Source organism: Rickettsia felis URRWXCal2 (genome assembly GCA_000012145.1).
Classification (GTDB): Bacteria; Pseudomonadota; Alphaproteobacteria; order Rickettsiales; family Rickettsiaceae; genus Rickettsia; species Rickettsia felis.
Window position 1 is genome coordinate 141,194 of record CP000053.1, and the last position, 19,026, is coordinate 160,219.

The following is a 19,026-nucleotide window of genomic DNA, read 5'->3' on the forward strand; positions in this document are numbered from 1 at the left end:
CTAAATTTTTTCGATATCGTACTGTACGAGTATAGTTAAGTGTTAGATTTTAAAAGTGTTGTTGATTTATTAGAAAAATTACCTACTGAACAAAAGTGCATAGATTATTTTACTTATATACGTTAGGCTAACGGAGCTTATTGTCTGCATTGCGGCAACCAAAAGATTTTTCATTATTTATTTTATAAACCCTTGGTAGTTCGACATGAAACTCAAAGTAGTTAAAAACGAAGAATTATCTTTTAACGAGGCTTTAGCAATGATAGGTCAAGCTCCGTTAAAAATTAATTCTCCAGAGATTGAAGAAGACGGAATCCTTAAACCATTTATAAAATGGGCAGGGGGAAAAAGAAGCCTTATCAAAGAGTTGTGCTTACGCTTACCAGCTAGTTACAATAATTATTATGAGCCTTTTGTAGGAGAAGGAGCACTTTTTTTTGCACTCGTTCCGGACAAAACTATTATATCAGATATAAACTTAGATTTGATTATTACATACAAGGTGATTAAGGATGAAGCTCGAGCATTAATTGAGCTATTAGCTAAGCATAATGCTAATCACTCTCAAGATTATTACTATGCTGTTAGAAAGAACGCAAATAGCGATAACCCTATTGAAATAGCAGCACGTTTCATATACCTTAACAAGACCTGTTATAATGGTCTTTATAGAGTAAATAGCAAAGGAGAATTCAATGTCCCGATGGGAGCTTATATTAATCCTAATATTCTTGATGAGAATAACATAATTGCGTGTAGTAAAGCTTTGCAAAATGCTGAAATAATATATCAGGATTTCGGCAATATTTCGCCTAAGCCTAAAGATTTCGTTTATATAAACCCGCCATATCAACCTATTAATCATACTTCATTTACAAAATATACAAAGCTTGACTTTACAGAAGCAGATCAGATTAAGCTTTATGAAAAATGCAGAGAATTACATAAGAACGGTGTATATTTTATGCTTTCAAATTCAGATAGCGATTTTATAAAGAACTTATACAAGTCTTTTAGTATAGATATAGTAAATGCACCGAGAAGCATAAATTGTAAATCCGACAGTAGGCAAAGAACTAATGAAGTTTTAATAAGAAATTATTAGTACAATGGTAAAATAAATTGAAATTTTACAAGCTAATAAAACTGGAAACGAACTTGAGATTTTTATACAGGATCGACTAAAAAGAGAAGAGTATTGTTTTGTACTTAATAAAAGATTTAGTGCAGCTAAGATCCTTAAACAGCCTATTTATACTAGACAGTTTGAAGTTGGCAAAAGTATTTATGGTACTAAATGGAAATGTGATTTTATATTATATCATCCAGAACGTCACCCCAATTGCCTAGTAATAGAATCTAAGTGGCAACAATCAGGAGGTTCGGTTGATGAAAAATATCCTTATCTTGTGCTAAACATATAAGAACAAGGAATTTACGATACTATAATAATAATTGATGGTAATGGATATAAAAAAGAAGCCTTGAAATGGCTAAAGGCTCAAGTTGGCAGTAATTTAATAGAAGTTTTTAGTATGTCTGAATTTACATCTTGGGTAAATAAAAAGAAAATATAGGTTATACAAATATATAATTCCCATAAAATATATGTCCAAATTAAAAATAGCTATATTATTAACTGCTATAATTTTCATAACAGGTTGTAAAAGTAATATGAAAAATGAAAACAATATTTCATTACCAGAATATGTAACCTTAAACTTAGAGACTCTAAATAATTTTGAGGCTAAAACTATTAGGGTGAAAGCAAAAACGTTAAACTTCCCTTTATCTGCAGAAGACTTACGTGATGTATCTATATTAGAGAAGAAATATGATCAAGAAGAAAATTGTGCAGGGCTTGCCGCACCGCAAATAAGCATATCAAAATGTATAATAATATTTGCAGTACATGAAAATGAAGAGTTAAAAAAATGGCGTCCTAACCTTAAGGATACAATGCCTAAAACTATTTGGATTAACCCCTCATATAAACCGATAGGTATTGATAAACATGAAGATTACGAAGGATGCTTTTCTGTTGAAAATGCTACAGGTCCAGTTGCAAGATTCAAAAAGATTCATTATCACGCATATGATATAAATGGAAATCAAATCCAAGGCATCGCAGAAGGATTTTTAGCAAGAGTTATCCAGCATGAAATCGATCATCTAAACGGAAAAGTATTTTTAGATTATGCAGCTCCCAAAAAAATAATGACAAAAGAAAAATATTTAGAAAAACGTAAAAAAGCTATGGAGCAGGAAAATATAAAATCTTAGTCTTGTCTGAGTTCTCTAAACCTTATAAATATCATTTTAGCTAAAATTTAGTATGTCATTCCCGCGTGGCATTGTTGCGTGGACCGGTAAAACCCACTGTGTCACCCCGTGGCTTGACCACGGGGCCCATAAAAACAATAAAATATACTAATAATTTTAGTATTTTAACTGGATCCCGTGGTCAAGCCACGGGATGACAGAGGTGAAATTGATCCATGCAACAATGCCTCGCAGGAATAATATCATTCCATGTTAAGGCAGCGTAAATTTATTTTATATTATTTGGTATAATAACTATTGCATCGGATACGGGACGTATTGTATGTTCGCCTAAAGCTTCATCTTCATCTCCTGTAACATTATTTATAATTTTTCCGCCCATAAATAACGTAGAAGAGCCACCACCGTCTAAATTGATTGCCGATTCACATCCAAGGTTTAACATATAATCTGCAAGTTCTGTTTTGCCCTATCACATTATCATTAACAAGATGTTTTTCTAAAATTTTTAACGCTTCGGGAATTGTTAATTTTTCAAAAGTTATACCTTTTTCTTTTTGTAGAATTGATCTAACTTGTGCAAGTTTAAGGTCTTTTATGTGTTGCTTATAAATATGCTCGGCTACAACTATCACTATAGTACCGTCATTACGCACTCCTAAAGCAGTACGAGCATGAGCCGGATCATCTTGCTTTATATTATCTACAATATTTTGACCGTTTTGAACTAATACAGGAATGCCTGTTACTACTGAAGCAGTTTTGCTTAAATTTATATACTTACCGTCTTTATCAATAAATTCTAAATTCAGCTTCACGGCATCATTTATATTTACTATCGGCAAGCTTACTTCTTTTGGGAAAGATAATACAAAACCTTTTTGCGGAATTTGATTATCACCATGATTGCTTATGTCGATAATAATCAAATTCTGATCAATCAAGATTTCCTTATTAGTATATGGAGTTAATGTAGTAGATGCCCACACATTATTATAGAAGGTAATATCTTTTGGATTTGAAAAATAATTAACTTGATTTGGAATAATCGATTTATCTCCTATATCTATAGAAATTTTTGCACTAGCCTTGGTAATTTGAATATTATTTTGATCTATGATTAACAAACTTTGTAGTTGTTTTCTAAGACTAAATAGCTTGCCGTCAACCATTAAGGTAAGGCTAGGTCTCCGTCATCGCTACCTGCAATCTCAAAGAATCCGGCATTAATAGCAGCAACTGCATTAGTGCGGCGTGCTATGCGTCTACTGTTTCTCTGCCTATAACCTGATTGTGAGCTTTAACTAATTTTAACCCAAAATTCTTAGGATCAATAGTTAACACATGAATAACATGCTTATCTTGCTCATAACGATTATAGGTTAAGCCTTTATGTTCCTTTGCATATATTTTAAAACTGATTATTAAAATCACGAATAAATAAACTAATCTAATCATATTGTTTTACTTTTTTTTACAATAAAATTTAACCATAATGCTTCTTTACTTGGAGAGAATCTCTTACTCTTTTCCGTCCATATTTTAACTATATCAAACAGCCCATCAAAATAAGGTTTTATTGTATCTTCATTCATATTGTAAAAATCACGAGCATCACGTTGTATAATATCTGAACCATATCCGTAAGAAGCATAAAAAATTCCTTCCGGCTTTAATGCAGCATGAATTTTTTTATAAACGTCTTTTGTTTCATTATAAGGCACATGAAGAAGAGTTGCTTGAGCCCAAACTCCATCAAACAACTCCTTAAAATCGATATCTTGAAAAGTTGAGTGCAGTACATTTATTCCGGTTTCTTTTGAAGCTAGTTTAACCATTTCACTTGAGCCATCAAAAGCGGTAACTTGATAATTTTGGCTTAAAAAATATTTTGTATCACGACCAACTCCGCAACCGGCATCTAGAATATGAGCTTTATTCGGCAAATAGCTAATAAATTCTTTATAATTATCAGATAAATCTGCATTGATTGTTCTGTTATAAAACTCTTGAGCATTATTATTATAATATTGTATATTTTTCATAATTTTATATTTATTCCCAACTATTAGTATATTTATACTCACCAAACAATAAAATACAAATAATTTCTATTATATCTTTTCATTGACTATTAGACTTAAAAATGGTCTACTTATTAAGAAGTTCTTGCGTAGATACCGCAGTCGTCATTGCGAGGAGCGAAGCATTGTTGCAATCCAGAAAAATAATTAAAAAAATTCTGTAAATCAGAATTTTTTTTCTTCCTTGCTTCGTCGAATTACTGCGTAATTCTTCTTAGCTCAGACGGAAAACCGATCCATGCAACAACGCCACTTATTAAGAATAAGGCTTAAGGTTTATATGATAAAAAAAATAATATTTGGAATAGCTATTTTACTGAGTCTAAGCTGCTTTGCCAATAGTACAACTTCTGACGGCTCAAAAAAAGATGCAGCAAAAACCAACGACGGTACAACACAAAAAATTATAGATGATTTTTCTGCTTACGCCGGTACTATAAAACCGGAAGTACGCAAGGAAATACAAGAATATAGAGTAGAAATAGTCGATATTAATAAGAAGAAACGTGAACTATATAACAGCCTTTCCAAAGAGGCTCAAAATTTTTTAGCAGAGCAGCAAAAATATAAACAAAAACTATCCATCTCTAAACTACCTACAGAAGACGACTCACCAAATAATACTGCTAATTCTAAAGATAATAAGGATACAGATACAAAATAAATTATTTTTCTCATTAGTCATACCGTGGCTTGTCCACGGTATCCAGGAGAATAATAAAAAATACTAATATTATTAGTATTTTTAACTGGATTCCGTGAATAAATCACGGAATGACAGAGCTGAGAGTTACATCTTCATAAATCTGCTCTACTACGCCGTCAACTCCCATTAAGAAAGTATAGACCTTTAATTGAGGGAATTTTTCTTTGATTAGGTTACGTGCTTTATTTAAAATTTCCGCATGTGCTGCCGTTTCTTTTTCACGTGTGTCTAAATGTTCTTGACCTACAAGCATCTTGTAAGCTCCACAATCTCTATGGTCAAGAAACACAATTTGTTTAATATTATGTAACTGCTGTAAAATTCCTATCGTATCTTCTATTGTTTTCCCCCAATAAGTATATTTGTCGTTAACGAGGGCAAGCGATGCACCGGGAAGCGATACTTTATCAAAATCATCGTCTAACCCTAATTGCTTCATTAATTTATCTGTTTCGTCTATTAATCTAAAATCTACACAACTAATTAAAAGAGTAGAAGCTTCATTTAATGTTTTTAAATGTTCATTACTTACTTCTACCTTTATGACTTCCTTATTGGCAATTATATCATTGTTAGCAGCGTAAAGATTTAAACTAGACCCCATAATAAACCCTAAAATTATATATTTTACATATATCACATAAAATTCTCCTATTTAAAAATATTTCTTACATGCTTTAAAATAAGAATAACCTGTAATGATTGTTAAAAAAGCGGCAATCCATAAAATTATTTCCCCTACTATATCTAAATAAATAATTCCTGAACCTTTCGAGCCTAGTATCAATATCGATAAAGCAAACATTTGTAAAAACGTTTTTACCTTAGCGAGTCTCGATACAGGCACACTAACCTTTACTAAAGCTAAAAATTCCCGAAGACCGCTAACTAAAAATTCTCGTGCTAAAATTAATAGACAAGGTATCTCATCTACATTATCTTTTTTTAGCAGCATTATAATAACGCAACCTATTAGTAGCTTATCTGCTATAGGATCAAACATCTTGCCAAAGCTCGTAACTAAATTATATTTTCTTGCAATATAACCGTCAAAAAAATCTGTAATACTAGCTAAAACAAATAATAATGCTCCGAGTTTACGTGCAAGTGAATTATTTATATAAAATGCCAGTATAATAACCGGAATTACCATTATTCGAGCAATAGTTAGATAATTAGGTAAATTTTTATCTATTCTCATTAATTAATTAAATTTATTAATATAATATTGTTGAATTATGGATAGAATATTATTCCAAGACCAATATATTAAAAGTCCCACAGGAAAACTACTAAACATAAATAAAAAAATTAGCGGCATAAATTTCATTACTTGAGCTTGCATCGGATCCGCAGGTTCAGGACTCATTTTTTGCTGTAAGAACATAGTAATAGCCATTAAAATAGGCCATGCTCCAATCATTAAAAATGACGGCGGTGAAAACGGTAATAAGCCGAATAAATTAAAAATAGTAGTAGGGTCAGGGGCAGATAAGTCTTTAATCCAGCCGTAAAACGGCACTTGCCGCATTTCAATAGTTACATATAATACTTTATAGATAGAGAAAAATAGCGGAATTTGAACAAGTATAGGCAAACAACCCGCTACCGGATTTACTTTTTCTTTTTTATATAAAGCCATTATTTCTTGATTTAAACGTGCCTTATCATCACTGTATAAATTTTTTATCCTATCGATTTCCGGCTGTAAATTTTTCATTTTTTTCATCGAACGATAAGACTTATTGGCTAAAGTAAACATCAATAGCTTAATTATAACCGTAACAATTAATATACTAACACCGAAATTACCGACATAGCCATAGAAAAAATTCATGGCGTAGAAAACTGGTTTGGTAATTATATAAAACCAGCCGAAATCAATAGCTCTATCAAATAATTTAATATCATATTGCTTTTCATATTTATCAAGCAAATCTACTTTTTTTGCTCCTGCAAAAATTCTGCTTTTAATGGAGAAATTTTCGCCGGGCTTTATTATTTGTACCGGTGAAATAAAATCTACCTGGTATCTTTCAGTCCCTTGCTTAAGAGCATAATTAAAATTCGAGCTGTAATTACTTGATTTATCAGGAATCAAGGAAGATAACCAATATTTATCGGTAATTCCTATCCAGTCAACCTTACTTGCTGCAAATTTTTCACTTTTCTTATCTTTAATATCATCATACGAATATTCTTTAAGATTCTCGTCTATACAACCTATAGGTCCTTGATGCAGTATATTTACCGCTTTTTCCACTGCGGTATATTTACGATTTATTAAACCATATGATTGGATTGGAAGCTCTTTATCGCTATTATTAACGATAGTTTGCTCTATAGTAAATAAATAGTTTTCATCGACAGTAATAGTAACTAAAAATTTAACTCCATCTTCATTAACCCAAAATAAATTAACAGGTTTTTCAGGGCTTAATATTTCACTATCACTATTCCATATAGTATCGTTGTTGGGGAGTTTTACACTAGATAAATTACTAACTAAACCAATTTCAGCAAAATAGGCATTTTCTGTATTAGCCGGTGAAAATAATCTCACTTCAGGACTATTGTTAGATAAATCTTGCTTATATTTCTTTAATATTAAATCATCAAATCTAAGTCCTTTTAGTGAAATAGAACCGGTGAGTGATTCAGATTCTATTTTAATACGCTGTACCCCGCTTTCTTCTTGAACAACAATATCAGTTGCAGGTTCTACTAAAGCTTTTAACTGTTGTTTCTTTAAATTTTCTGCTTTCTGCACTGCTATTTGCTGTTGCTGTTTTTTTTGTTCAGGTTTTACAACAAAATATTGCCAACCGAAAATTATACTTAAAGACAGTATAATAGCGGCTATTAAATTAATTATATTATTATTCATTCCTAGGTCTTAAATTTTCATATTTTTAAAGCTTTAAGTTTTAAAGCATTTAGAGAAAATAATCAAGTAGTATATATACTTCTTTTCTTTCAAAAGTAGTGAATATCCAAGATGAAGGGTGGCTTCCATCTTGGATACAAATTTAACTTCAGATATATTATACCACTCCTACATTCTGAAATATTTTTAATTTAAATTCAGGAAGTATAGAAATTAAATGTTCAGAAATATTATCTTGTATATTTTCATAACCTACTAAATTCACTTCTTTAACAAAGATATATATTTCTATAGGCAACCCATTAATCGTAGGTTCAAGCTGTCTTACTAAAAAAGTAAATCCTTCAGTATAAACTGCCGGATTATTTTTTAGATATTCCTGAATATATAATTTGAATAGTTTAATGTTGGTTAAATCTTTCTCTTCTTTATCAAGAGTTATTTTATCTATTACATCCTTTGATATATAAGGAGATTTTTTTAGTTCTTTTAAAATAGTAGCATCACAGAAGTTAATAGTTGCCATATTAATATTAAATACTCTCTTTACCCTTCTTGCTCCTGATTCACTAATTCCTCTATAATTAGTTACATTAGAATTTAAAATGCTGTAAGTAGGAACTGTAGAAATAGATTGGTCAAAATTCCTAATTGTTACTACGGAAATAGTAATTTTTTCAACTGTTCCTTCAATTTCGCCTATACGTACCCAGTCTCCAATATTAATAATTTCTTGAGTAGTTAGTTGCAAACTTGCAAGTAACCCTAAAACGGTATCTTTGAAAACAAATGTTAAAAGAGCTGCTGCCGCACCTAAACTTGTTAAGAATGTACTAAGCGAAATATTTAATATATATGAAATAGTTACCATTGCTGCAATAACTGTGACAATAATTTTTAATATTTGAAAATATAAGCTAAGCGGTGCATTTTTTGTAACGGCCTTGATCCTATTGTTATACAAATCTGCAAAAGCATCTATAAGCGTTAATAATAACATAGTCACGGATATACTAGTATATAAGATTACTATAGTATCTTTGATTCCTAGTAATACATGTGCTTTAAAAGAAGTAGGATGAAAAACATTTCCCCAACCTATAAAGTAAAGTGCTAATAAAGTGTGTAATAAATAACGAAATATAGGATATTTTTTTAGTATCCTTTCATAACCATCATAATGATGTCTAGTTAAATAATTTTTTACAGGAATAAAAATTAATCTTTTAATTAGAAATATCACCGGTATAAGAGATACTAACATAACAAACAATAATACCAATTCAGTACTTGAGGTATGATATAGATCCATTAAATATTGCATATTTTACCTATCATTATTATTATAAATATAAATCTTTTTTATTATTACTAAGAATTTTATTTTTATCAATAATTTTAACTCAAAAGAACTTGGTATTGCTAACCAAATATAGATACTGTCATTGCGAAGCCACGAAGTGGCTGTGGCAATCCATAAAAATAATAAAAAACCGGATTGCGTACGTACAATTACTTACGTAATTTTCCGTAACTCAGACGTTAAATGAATTAAATAACTTATTATGACATTTCCTAATATCAATCCAATTATTTTCTCTATAGGTCCACTTGCTGTCTCTTGGTATTCTCTTTCATATGTAGTAGGAATTTTGCTAGGTTGGTTCTATGCAAACAAAATTATAGAAAAATTTAAGCCTCAAATTACTAAAAAAAATCTAGAAGATTTCATTACTTATGCCGTTATAGGCATAATAGTCGGAGGCAGACTAGGATTTGTTTTATTATATAACCCTTCTAGATATTTTTCAAATCCAATAGATATCTTAAAAACTTATGAAGGCGGTATGTCTTTCCATGGCGGAGCTTTAGGGGTGATTATTGCTGCTTATTTGTTTTGTCGAAAATATAAAATTAATTTTTTAAGTCTCACAGATATAATAGCCCCTGTAGTACCTATCGGATTATTTTTAGGTAGAATCGCTAATTTTATTAACGGCGAACTATACGGACGTATTACAAATTCTTCTTTTGGTATGATTTTTCCTAATAGTGATTTGATGCCAAGACATCCTAGTCAATTATATGAAGCTTTTTTTGAAGGTTTAGTATTATTTTGTATCTTAGCGTATGCAACATTTAAGCACAAAACTCTTAAAAAGTACGGTTTAAACTCAGGAATATTTTTAATATTTTACGCTCTTTTCCGAATCGCTATTGAAATATTTAGAGAACCAGACATACAAATCGGGTTTATTTTAGATAGCTTAACTATGGGACAAATCTTATCTGTACCTATGTTACTTTTAGGAAGTTATTTAATATGTCAATCGAATCCAAAATAAGACAATCAATTGAACAAAACGGCTATATTACTTGCGATGTTCTCATGCAGGAAGTATTACAATCAAATCCTACTTCCTATTATAAGCAAGTAAAATCGTTGGCTAGCGAAGGTGACTTTGTTACAGCTCCTGAAATTTCGCAGCTATTCGGTGAAATTATCGGTTTATGGTGTATCAAGGAGTGGCAAAGAATCGGTTGCCCAAAAAGTCTTAGTTTGGTTGAGCTTGGTCCCGGTCGAGGTCTATTAATGCGTGATTTACTACGCACTGCAAAATTAGTACCGGAATTTTACAAAGCTTTATCAATTGAACTAATAGAAATTAATCAAAATTTTATTGCTCATCAAAAGGCTAATTTACAAGATATTAATTTACCGATTAGCCATCGATCATTTGTAGAAGATATTCCCAAAAAACCTACTATAATAATAGCTAATGAATTCTTTGATGCTATGCCGATAAAGCAATATATTAAAGTCAAGGAATTATGGTATGAAAGAATATTTGTAGTACAACCGGTAGACGGCAGAATTAAATACGATAAAATAAGCGTTAATAAGCAATTACAAGAATATTTGCTGCGTACTCATATTGAAGCAAAAGACGGAGCAGTACTTGAAGAATCTTATACCTCAATAGAAATTATAAAATTTATAGCACAGCATCTAAAAAAACTAAGCGGCAGCTGCTTAATAATAGATTACGGCTATGATCTAGCTCCGGGTAACAGAACTAGATATCAGTATAATCCAACATTACAAGCGGTTAAAAACCATAAATATTGCCCCATCCTTGAAAATCTTGGAGAAGCTGATTTATCGGCACATGTGGATTTTTATACATTAAAAACAGTAGCTAAAAATAGTAAAATAAATGTAATAGATACAATATCGCAACGAGATTTTTTAATAGAAAACGGAATCTTATTACGCAAGCAAACATTGCAAGACAAACTTAATAATAGACATCTTTTCAAATTCGCTTATAGAGAGGAATTTAAAGGAGACACGGAAACGCTTGCCACCGCAGCGTACACACTAGTACGTGAGGATACGAGTCTAGGCTCGACGTCTAAATTACCTCTAGAAGTAGAGTTTGAGAAGATGTCTGAGCAAGCAGGGATAATAGAAAAACAAGTAGAAAGACTAATATCTTCAAAACAAATGGGAAAATTATTTAAAGTTCTACAAATAATGAATTAATCTAGGTTTTGAGTTTTGATTATAAAGGGACAACTTGAGTCGCCTTCTTCACATTTCAACATGGCTTCAAATTCTTTTATACGCTCTTCGGTTTTTTCTGTAAGACACATAAGCAGTATCATTGGATATACGGAACCGCCATAAACCCCAGAACTCCGAAATTCACAATCAGCATCTCGGTACTTAATCCATAAATTTTGGGATTTTTTAAGTAAATTAACTTTTTCTTGTTCGTCTGAAATATGCTTTAATATTTCTTTATATATTTGATTTAGTTTCTTATCAACTTTCTTATATTCTTCGCCGGCACAATAATTCATGTCACCTTGTGTCATGGCATTATTACAATCAACAGCAAAAGCATAAGATATCGAACTAAGAAATAGCCAACAGAAAATAATTGTTTTTTTCATTATTTTATCATTTTAAAAATAATTAATTAAGAATCATACGCCATGGCGTTCTGCAATTAAACTTTTTATTTTACCGATAGCTTTAGCAGGATTTAAGCCTTTCGGGCAGGTTTTAGTGCAGTTCATAATCGTATGGCAACGATAAAGCTTGGACGGATCTTCTAAATCTTCAAGACGTTCGCCGGTATGATCATCCCTTGAATCGGCAATCCATCGATAAGCCTGCAATAAAATCGCAGGACCCAAATATTTATCACCGTTCCACCAATAGCTAGGACAGGAAGTAGAACAGCAAGCACATAATATACACTCATATAAACCGTCAAGCTTTTCTCGGCCTTTAATCGACTGTAACCTTTCAGAGTTTGAAGGGGTAGGACTATCGGTTTTGAGCCAAGGTTCTATAGATTCGTATTGTGCATAAAAATGCGACATATCAGGTACTAAATCTTTCACTACTTTCATATGAGGAAGTGGATAGATTTTGATATCGCCTGATATCTCTTCTATCGGTTTTATGCAAGCTAAAGTATTTGTGCCGTCAATATTCATCGAACAACTACCGCAAATTCCCTCTCGACAAGAACGCCTGAACGTTAGAGTCGAATCGATTTCGTTTTTGATTTTAATTAAAGCATCTAAAACCATCGGTCCGGTTTTGCTTAAATCTATCTCAAAACTATCGATAGTAGGATTCTCATCAAGATCAGGGTCATACCTATAAATTTTTACCTTTCTAGGTTTAAGCATTTCCTCTTGTTCTTTATGCTCTTTTCCTTTTTTTACTACTGAATTTGGCGGTAATCTTAGCTCTGCCATTTAAGTACTCTCTTAAAATTTATTTTTAGGACTATACAAAATAATTAGCTAATTCACAATCTTTCATACCTGTTATGTGTATAGCATTAATGCTTCTAGGTTATCATGTTACTTACAGTTACTCACAAGGTATTGCCAGCGTAGATACTCACAATGATGATATTTATAGTTAGCAATCCATATACGAAGATCAACTTCAAAAAGAGCAAGGAGTTCACAAGACGAGGAACGCAGCGTATATTTAATACGTGAGTACCGCAGTACTTGTAGAACAACATAGTCAATTTTTGAAGTTCATCGAGTATATTCCATTATCCATTAAACTGCTATTATTGAGTCATATATATTTGCTATTATTTGTGGAATTACTGAGTTGCCTAATTGCCTATAACCCTTTAATCCATCTGCAACATAATGATCTTGGGGGAAACCCATTAAATATTTACATTCATTGATTGATAATCTTCTTATCTTATCATTTATATAATAAAGACCGGTTCTAGCACCGACACCGCCACCAAAAGCCGATAAAGTTATTGAATGACCGAAAGGGCTGTAAATCCTTTCACCTTGACCGCCTTTATTAACTTGACCAATCCTAATTGGCTTTAATTGCTTTTCAACCGGTGTTTTATCTAAAACAATATCATCTCTATTAATATATAAACTTTTATCAACTTCCTTTTCTAAAATATCACCAAGAAAAATCCTTTCATAAGATTCTTTCGGCTTTACGTATTTGAGTATATATTCACTGCTAAAATCTTTTCGTAAACAAACAAAATAAACTCTTTCTCTTGCTTGCGGTACTCCAAATAATGAAGCATTTAACACATTTCTATATACTTTATAGCCAATCTCATCTAATTTTTGATCTATAGTTTCAATTACACTGCCATTATCAATATTCAGAATATTTTTAACATTCTCAAGTAATAATATATATGGTTTGTGATATTCTGATTATTTCATAAAAGAGCCTACCGTTAATATCATCTATACCAAGCCTCTTACCTGAAATGCTAAAAGATTGGCAAGGAAAACCGGCACATAAAATATCATGTTTAGGGATTTTGTTTTCTGATATTTCAGTAATATCACCATACGGCTTATCACCAAAATTTCTTTTATATGCTTCTTGTACGTCTTTGTCTATATCAGAAGAAAAAACACATTCAAGCCCCTTTGCTTCCAAGGCTTTTCTAAAGCCCCCGATACCGCAAAATAAATCTATAAACTTATACATAAAGTAAGTTATTTAACAAATTAAACTATATATTAGTACTCTCTTTTTTAGCCTTTTTTGCTTTTTCAGGTGATTTTTCTTTATCTATTTTTATAGTAGGTGAATCATTAAAAGGAAATTTGTTTTCCTCTTCTGAATCTAAAGCTCTACCGCTAAGTAAATTTTTAATTTGCTGACCGGATAATGTCTCATATTCAATCAAAGCATTAGCCAGTGTATGAAGTTGATCTATATGTTTTGTTAAAATATCTTTTGCAAATTCATATCCTTGCGTAATAATTTTTTTAACTTCGGCATCGATTAACTCTGCAGTAGCTTCCGAGGTTTCATTACTCGGTTGTCTACCATACATATCATCGCTGCTTGAACCATGGAATATCGGTCCTATTAAATCACTTAAACCTGCTTTTGTAACCATTGCTCTTGCAATATTAGTTGCACCTTTTATATCCGATGAAGCTCCTGAGGTAACTTTATTTCTACCGAAAATAATTTCCTCCGCTACTCTTCCTGCCATATAAACTGCTATAGATGATTCCATTTGTTCACGATTCTGAGAATATTCATCAGTTTCAGGAAGTCTTTGTACCATTCCAAGAGCATTACCACGCGGTATAATCGTAGCCTTATGAAGAGGCGATGCTGCAGGACAATAAAGCCCGACTAACGCATGTCCTCCTTCATGATACGCAGTTAATCTTTTTTCTTTCTCCGACATTGCAATAGAACGACGTGCAACTCCCATCAGCACCTTATCTTTTGCCTCTTCCATGTCGTGCATATCTACTTCTTTCTTACCAAGCCTTGCAGCGATAAGAGCAGCTTCATTAACTAAGTTAGCAAGTTCAGCACCGGAAAAGCCCGGGGTACCACGAGCAATAATTCGTGCTAGTACCGTACTATTATATTTAATTTTCTTTAAATGTACTTTTAGAATTTGTTCACGACCGTTTATATCAGGGTTTGCAACGGCAATTTGACGATCAAACCTACCGGGACGTAGCAATGCACGGTCAAGAACATCAGGGCGGTTTGTAGCTGCAATAATCACGACCCCTTCATTTGCTTCAAAGCCGTCCATTTCAACTAACATTTGGTTTAAGGTTTGCTCACGTTCATCGTTACCACCGCCCATACCGATACCTCTATGGCGACCTACCGCATCAATTTCATCGATAAAGATAATACAAGGAGCATTACGTTTACCCTGTTCAAACATGTCACGCACACGGCTTGCACCGACACCCACAAACATTTCAACAAAATCAGAGCCTGATATGCTAAAAAACGGAACATTAGCCTCACCTGCAATTGCTTTAGCAAGAAGGGTCTTTCCTGTTCCAGGAGGCCCTATAAGTAAGCAGCCTTTCGGTATTTTACCCCCAAGCTTTTGGAACTTGCTTGGATCTCTTAAGAAATCTACTATTTCAGTTAATTCTTCTTTTGCTTCATCGATACCTGCTACATCTTTAAAGGTAATTTTTGGTCCTTTATCTGATAGCAACCTAGCTTTCGATTTTCCAAACCCCATGGCTTTCCCGCCTCCATGCATTTGACGCATGAAAAAAACCCAAACACCTATCAATAAAAGCATAGGAAACCATGAAATTAAAAAGCCTAAAAAGGTATTCATTCTTGTTTCAAGAGGCACCACTTCAATATTAACGTCATTACTAGTAAGACGATTTACTAAATCAGGATAATCAGGAGCATAAGTGTTAAAAGTAGAGCCATCATTTGAAGTGCCTTCAATTACTCTACCTTGAATTTTTACCGAATTAACGGTCTTTTCATCAACTCGTGTTAAAAAATCCGAGAAAGTTATATTATTTCTTCCGCCAAGTAAACCGTCAGATTGGAAAACATTAAAAAGTAATATTACAAAAACAAAAAGTGCTGCCCAAGTTAAAATACTTCTACCTTGATTATTCATCGATATAAAACCTAATAAAAATTTTTATCGGTATTAGAGGCGTTGTTGCATGGATCGTTTTTTTTCATCATTACGAGAAAAAATTGCAAGTTTTGATGAAGCAATCCAGTAAAAAACGCTAATTTATAGCATTTTTTTAATTTTTTATGGATTGCCGCACACAGCCTACGGCTGCTCGCAATGACGATTTGGTATCCATGCAACAAAGCTAAATACCGGTGTTAGCAAAAATGGGTGAAACGAGATACAAAATTTGGAGCAAAAGATACTTCAAAGTTCCACATGTCGTTATCATAATATGATATATGTGGTATTGCTATAACTTTTTCAAGTATTTTAATGATAGGTAAGGTAAATATAATTGCATTGTGGTTTTTGCAGGATAGATTTTTCAAAGGTTCTAGATCTAATTGTTTCTTTATCATTTTATAATCTTCTAACGATAGATGAGTTACAAAACAATTTGGAGTTTCTTGATTTCTTGTGATGCGAAATCTATTATCCCAAATAACGGATTTATCTAGTAATATTTTGCTTTCAGGTAATTTTTTGCCGAATTCTCTGTATATAAGCAACTCGTTTTGTATACGATTAATTACACAGCCATGAAGGGTATTCTTAAAGTTTACGTCTTGAGTAATTAATTTCAAAATAGGTTCTACCGAATAAAAACGAGCTGCTCTAAATTGTCCGCTAATTATTATCAGTAAAAAATTAATTATTTGTACTTTCACCTCATTTGAAAACTTATCAAATTTAACTAAATCAAGAAAAGCAAAGCCATATTCAAAAATTTTGACTGCTTCGGCTATTGCTGATATTAACTCCGGTTTAAATTTATTATCCAGTAAATCATTAATTTTAAGCTGTTGTAAGATTATATCGGCTTTAATATAATCTTCGCCTTTAGCTAATTTTTGCCTAATAATATTTCGTCTATATTTATCAGATGAATTTGACTCATCTTCAAACCACTTTATATTATGACTGACTAAATACTCTACTAATTCACTTTTTGGAATATTATATAGCGGTCTAATTATTTGTATATTATTATACCAATTAATATTACTGCTACTAAGTCCAAATATACCGCTATTACGTTCTAATCTTAAACAAAAATTTTCTACGTAATCATCTTCATGGTGAGCAGTTAAAAGTACTAATATATCGAGTTCTAGACATAGATTTGTCATCAAATCATAGCGTCCTTCTCTTGCTCTTTCTTGTAAATTGGAAAAATTATTTTGATGATCAAAAGATAAACTATAATGCTTGCGATTTAGACTATTACTGATATTTTGGATATAATGGGTCTCTTGCTTCGACTGTTCCCGTAAGTTATGATCAACCGATATAACAGATAATTCTATATTATTTTTTTCTGCCCAAATATTAGCGAGATAAAGAAGTGCTACCGAATCGCTCCCACCGGAGACTGCAGCCGCTATTTTAGATAAACCAAAATTACCTATTAGATTATTGATATTATACTCAAATTTTTCATATAGCATGGTTGAAAAATATTAGTTTTGTTGAAAGTTATTTTTAAGGATATTGTAGTTAATTCAGTAGTATACAAATTATGTTATTCCCGCATAGGTGAGACGTTGTTGTATGGACACCGAACCGTTATTGCAAGGAGGCATTGTTGCGTGAATATCTAATCGTCATTGCGAGGAGCGAAGCGACGTGGCAATCCAGAAAAAATAATAAAAAAATTCTGTAAATCAGAATTTTTAACTAGATTGCCGCACTCACTTCATTCGTTTGCAATGACGATAGAAAAAATTTATGCTGACTCAGCTAAATCTTCTGAAGTTTCAGTCTTTTGTTCGCGTAAATAATCTTGTGCTTCTGATTCTGATCTTGCAACAATAACCGTAACTATAGCATTAAGCTCCGCATGGAGTCTTATTTCAACTGTATAAATTCCGGTAAATTTAATTTGTTTATCAAGAATAATATTTGAATGAGCAATATTATAAGATACATTTTCAGATAATTTATCGGCTATTTCTTTGTTAGTAACCGAACCGAAAAGTTTACCGTCATCTGATGTTTGACGGATAAAAACTAATTTTTGATCTTTAATAAGAGCATTAATTTTTTCTACTTCTTCTCTTATTTGCTTATCTTTTGCTTCAAATTCGTGTTTTTGTTTCACTATTAGCTCTTTATTAGGCTCAGTAGCTCTAATAGCTAATTTTTGCGGTAAAAGATAATTACGACCAAATCCGTCTGCTACTTTGAGCATGTCGCCAATTTTACCTAATTTTCTTACGGGTTTTATTAATATAATTTCCATGTATTATGCCTTTATTTAGCTTGAAATACAAAAGGTAATAACGCTAAAATTCTTGCAATTTTAATAGCATTATTTAGCTTTCTTTGTTTCTTTGCACAAACATTTGTGATCCTGCTTGGTAGCATTCTACCGCCCTCAGAGACAAATTTTATTAAAAGCTCTGGATTTTTATAATCAATAACAGGTGCATTAGGCACAGAAAGAGGGCATCCTTTACGTCTTCTAAAAAACACTTTTTTAGCAGTTTTATCTCCTACCTTGCGAGTAGCTGTTTCACTAGCATTATTACTTTTTAACATTCTTTAACCTTAATTCTTACAAATTTAATTATTAATCGTTACATCAATTACCGGAGTATTCTCTGTACTCTGATTTTTTAATATCTGTGAAGGTTCACTACTAATTGAATCTGCTTTAATTGTAAGAAATCTAATGATATTTTCGTTAAGCTTCATTTTTCTTTCTAGCTCTTCTTTTACATTACCAGTAATATCTAGACCTAAAAAATAATAATGTCCTTTTTTGTTATTACCGATTTTGTAAGCTAAAGTTCTTAACCCCCAATATTCTTTTTTTACGATAGTGCCATTATTATCTTTAATAATTTTAGCAAAATCATCAACGATTTTATCTATATCGTTTAATGATACGTCTTGGCGTATAATAAAAACTGATTCATAAAAGCTCATGATATAAAAATCTCCAACAAACAAACTTTAAAATAAAGCTATTTATAGCAACTAAAACTATTAAATTCAAGTATTATCTTTAAAAAATTATTATTTCTTTGTTTCTTTTTA

General features: G+C 31.8%; 20 protein-coding genes and 4 pseudogenes. 8 read left to right on the forward strand and 16 right to left on the reverse strand.

What is annotated here, in order from left to right; genetic code table 11:
- The first annotated feature begins 205 nt into the window (after positions 1-205).
- The 5 genes and pseudogenes from RF_RS11065 to RF_RS11075 all read left to right on the forward strand — a co-directional run.
- Positions 206-419 (forward strand): annotated as a pseudogene (locus RF_RS11065) (hypothetical protein).
- Entirely contained in the window at positions 368-1,105 is a 738-nt protein-coding gene (locus RF_RS00670; protein WP_231564254.1) for a DNA adenine methylase, read from the forward strand. Before RF_RS11065 ends, RF_RS00670 begins: the two are co-directional and overlap by 52 nt.
- 64 nt (positions 1,106-1,169) lie before the next feature.
- Positions 1,170-1,577 (forward strand): annotated as a pseudogene (locus RF_RS11070) (PD-(D/E)XK nuclease superfamily protein).
- A 31-nt stretch (positions 1,578-1,608) separates the two neighbouring features.
- Entirely contained in the window at positions 1,609-2,283 is a 675-nt protein-coding gene (locus RF_RS00675) for a peptide deformylase (RefSeq protein ID WP_011270478.1), read from the forward strand.
- 68 nt (positions 2,284-2,351) lie between these two features.
- A pseudogene (locus RF_RS11075) lies at positions 2,352-2,521 on the forward strand (tRNA lysidine(34) synthetase TilS); the annotation flags it as partial.
- 30 nt (positions 2,522-2,551) lie between these two features.
- Here the strand turns inward: RF_RS11075 and RF_RS11080 are convergent.
- The 4 genes from RF_RS11080 to RF_RS08410 all read right to left on the reverse strand — a co-directional run bounded on the left by RF_RS11080 (position 2,552) and on the right by RF_RS08410 (position 4,328).
- Positions 2,552-2,728, reverse strand: coding sequence for a phosphodiester glycosidase family protein (locus tag RF_RS11080; protein WP_011270479.1), 177 nt, complete (start codon positions 2,726-2,728; stop codon positions 2,552-2,554).
- Positions 2,709-3,455 (reverse strand): phosphodiester glycosidase family protein, encoded by a 747-nt coding sequence (locus tag RF_RS11085; RefSeq protein WP_011270480.1) that lies wholly within the window; start codon positions 3,453-3,455, stop codon positions 2,709-2,711. The genes RF_RS11080 and RF_RS11085 overlap by 20 nt, the downstream gene beginning before the upstream one ends.
- An 85-nt stretch (positions 3,456-3,540) precedes the next feature.
- Complete coding sequence (locus RF_RS00690; protein ID WP_039594790.1) at positions 3,541-3,741, reverse strand: hypothetical protein; 201 nt, start codon at positions 3,739-3,741, stop codon at positions 3,541-3,543.
- Positions 3,738-4,328, reverse strand: coding sequence for a class I SAM-dependent methyltransferase (locus RF_RS08410; RefSeq protein ID WP_081427732.1), 591 nt, complete (start codon positions 4,326-4,328; stop codon positions 3,738-3,740). The genes RF_RS00690 and RF_RS08410 overlap by 4 nt, the downstream gene beginning before the upstream one ends.
- 319 nt (positions 4,329-4,647) lie before the next feature.
- Between RF_RS08410 and RF_RS00700 the strand changes: the two genes are divergently transcribed.
- Positions 4,648-5,031, forward strand: a complete 384-nt coding sequence (locus RF_RS00700; protein WP_039594791.1) for a hypothetical protein — start codon at positions 4,648-4,650, stop codon at positions 5,029-5,031.
- A gap of 103 nt (positions 5,032-5,134) precedes the next feature.
- On the opposite strand, the gene RF_RS00705 is transcribed toward RF_RS00700, so the two are convergent.
- The 4 genes from RF_RS00705 to RF_RS00720 form a co-directional block, all read right to left on the reverse strand.
- On the reverse strand, positions 5,135-5,713 hold the full coding sequence (locus RF_RS00705) for a carbonic anhydrase (RefSeq protein WP_011270483.1): 579 nt from the start codon (positions 5,711-5,713) through the stop codon (positions 5,135-5,137).
- Between the two features lie 15 nt (positions 5,714-5,728).
- The gene (pgsA, locus tag RF_RS00710; RefSeq protein ID WP_011270484.1) at positions 5,729-6,274 is read right to left on the reverse strand and encodes a CDP-diacylglycerol--glycerol-3-phosphate 3-phosphatidyltransferase; all 546 of its coding nucleotides are present in this window, start codon (positions 6,272-6,274) and stop codon (positions 5,729-5,731) included.
- A 3-nt stretch (positions 6,275-6,277) separates the two neighbouring features.
- Entirely contained in the window at positions 6,278-7,960 is a 1,683-nt protein-coding gene (gene yidC / locus RF_RS00715; RefSeq protein WP_011270485.1) for a membrane protein insertase YidC, read from the reverse strand.
- A 157-nt stretch (positions 7,961-8,117) separates the two neighbouring features.
- Entirely contained in the window at positions 8,118-9,284 is a 1,167-nt protein-coding gene (locus tag RF_RS00720) for a mechanosensitive ion channel family protein (RefSeq protein WP_011270486.1), read from the reverse strand.
- A 241-nt stretch (positions 9,285-9,525) separates the two neighbouring features.
- Between RF_RS00720 and lgt the strand changes: the two genes are divergently transcribed.
- Together lgt and RF_RS00730 are read left to right on the forward strand one after the other, a co-directional pair.
- On the forward strand, positions 9,526-10,305 hold the full coding sequence (lgt, locus tag RF_RS00725; RefSeq protein ID WP_011270487.1) for a prolipoprotein diacylglyceryl transferase: 780 nt from the start codon (positions 9,526-9,528) through the stop codon (positions 10,303-10,305).
- Entirely contained in the window at positions 10,284-11,507 is a 1,224-nt protein-coding gene (locus RF_RS00730) for an SAM-dependent methyltransferase (RefSeq protein WP_011270488.1), read from the forward strand. The genes lgt and RF_RS00730 overlap by 22 nt, the downstream gene beginning before the upstream one ends.
- Here the strand turns inward: RF_RS00730 and RF_RS00735 are convergent.
- The 8 genes and pseudogenes from RF_RS00735 to rpsF form a co-directional block, all read right to left on the reverse strand.
- Positions 11,504-11,842, reverse strand: a complete 339-nt coding sequence (locus tag RF_RS00735) for a lysozyme inhibitor LprI family protein (RefSeq protein WP_081427797.1) — start codon at positions 11,840-11,842, stop codon at positions 11,504-11,506. The genes RF_RS00730 and RF_RS00735 overlap by 4 nt on opposite strands.
- 111 nt (positions 11,843-11,953) lie before the next feature.
- Complete coding sequence (locus tag RF_RS00740) at positions 11,954-12,739, reverse strand: succinate dehydrogenase iron-sulfur subunit (protein ID WP_011270490.1); 786 nt, start codon at positions 12,737-12,739, stop codon at positions 11,954-11,956.
- 318 nt (positions 12,740-13,057) lie between these two features.
- Positions 13,058-13,985: pseudogene (locus RF_RS00745) on the reverse strand (DNA cytosine methyltransferase).
- Between the two features lie 25 nt (positions 13,986-14,010).
- Positions 14,011-15,918 (reverse strand): ATP-dependent zinc metalloprotease FtsH, encoded by a 1,908-nt coding sequence (gene ftsH, locus RF_RS00750; RefSeq protein WP_011270493.1) that lies wholly within the window; start codon positions 15,916-15,918, stop codon positions 14,011-14,013.
- A gap of 221 nt (positions 15,919-16,139) precedes the next feature.
- Positions 16,140-17,432, reverse strand: coding sequence for a tRNA lysidine(34) synthetase TilS (gene tilS / locus RF_RS00755; RefSeq protein ID WP_011270494.1), 1,293 nt, complete (start codon positions 17,430-17,432; stop codon positions 16,140-16,142).
- A gap of 278 nt (positions 17,433-17,710) precedes the next feature.
- Positions 17,711-18,226 carry a 50S ribosomal protein L9 gene (gene rplI, locus RF_RS00760; RefSeq protein ID WP_011270495.1) on the reverse strand — a complete coding sequence of 172 codons (516 nt, stop codon included), beginning with the start codon at positions 18,224-18,226 and terminating at the stop codon, positions 17,711-17,713.
- A gap of 11 nt (positions 18,227-18,237) precedes the next feature.
- The gene (gene rpsR, locus RF_RS00765) at positions 18,238-18,525 is read right to left on the reverse strand and encodes a 30S ribosomal protein S18 (RefSeq protein WP_010420625.1); all 288 of its coding nucleotides are present in this window, start codon (positions 18,523-18,525) and stop codon (positions 18,238-18,240) included.
- Positions 18,526-18,549: 24 nt separating this feature from the next.
- Complete coding sequence (gene rpsF, locus RF_RS00770) at positions 18,550-18,915, reverse strand: 30S ribosomal protein S6 (RefSeq protein WP_011270496.1); 366 nt, start codon at positions 18,913-18,915, stop codon at positions 18,550-18,552.
- Positions 18,916-19,026 lie beyond the last annotated feature (111 nt).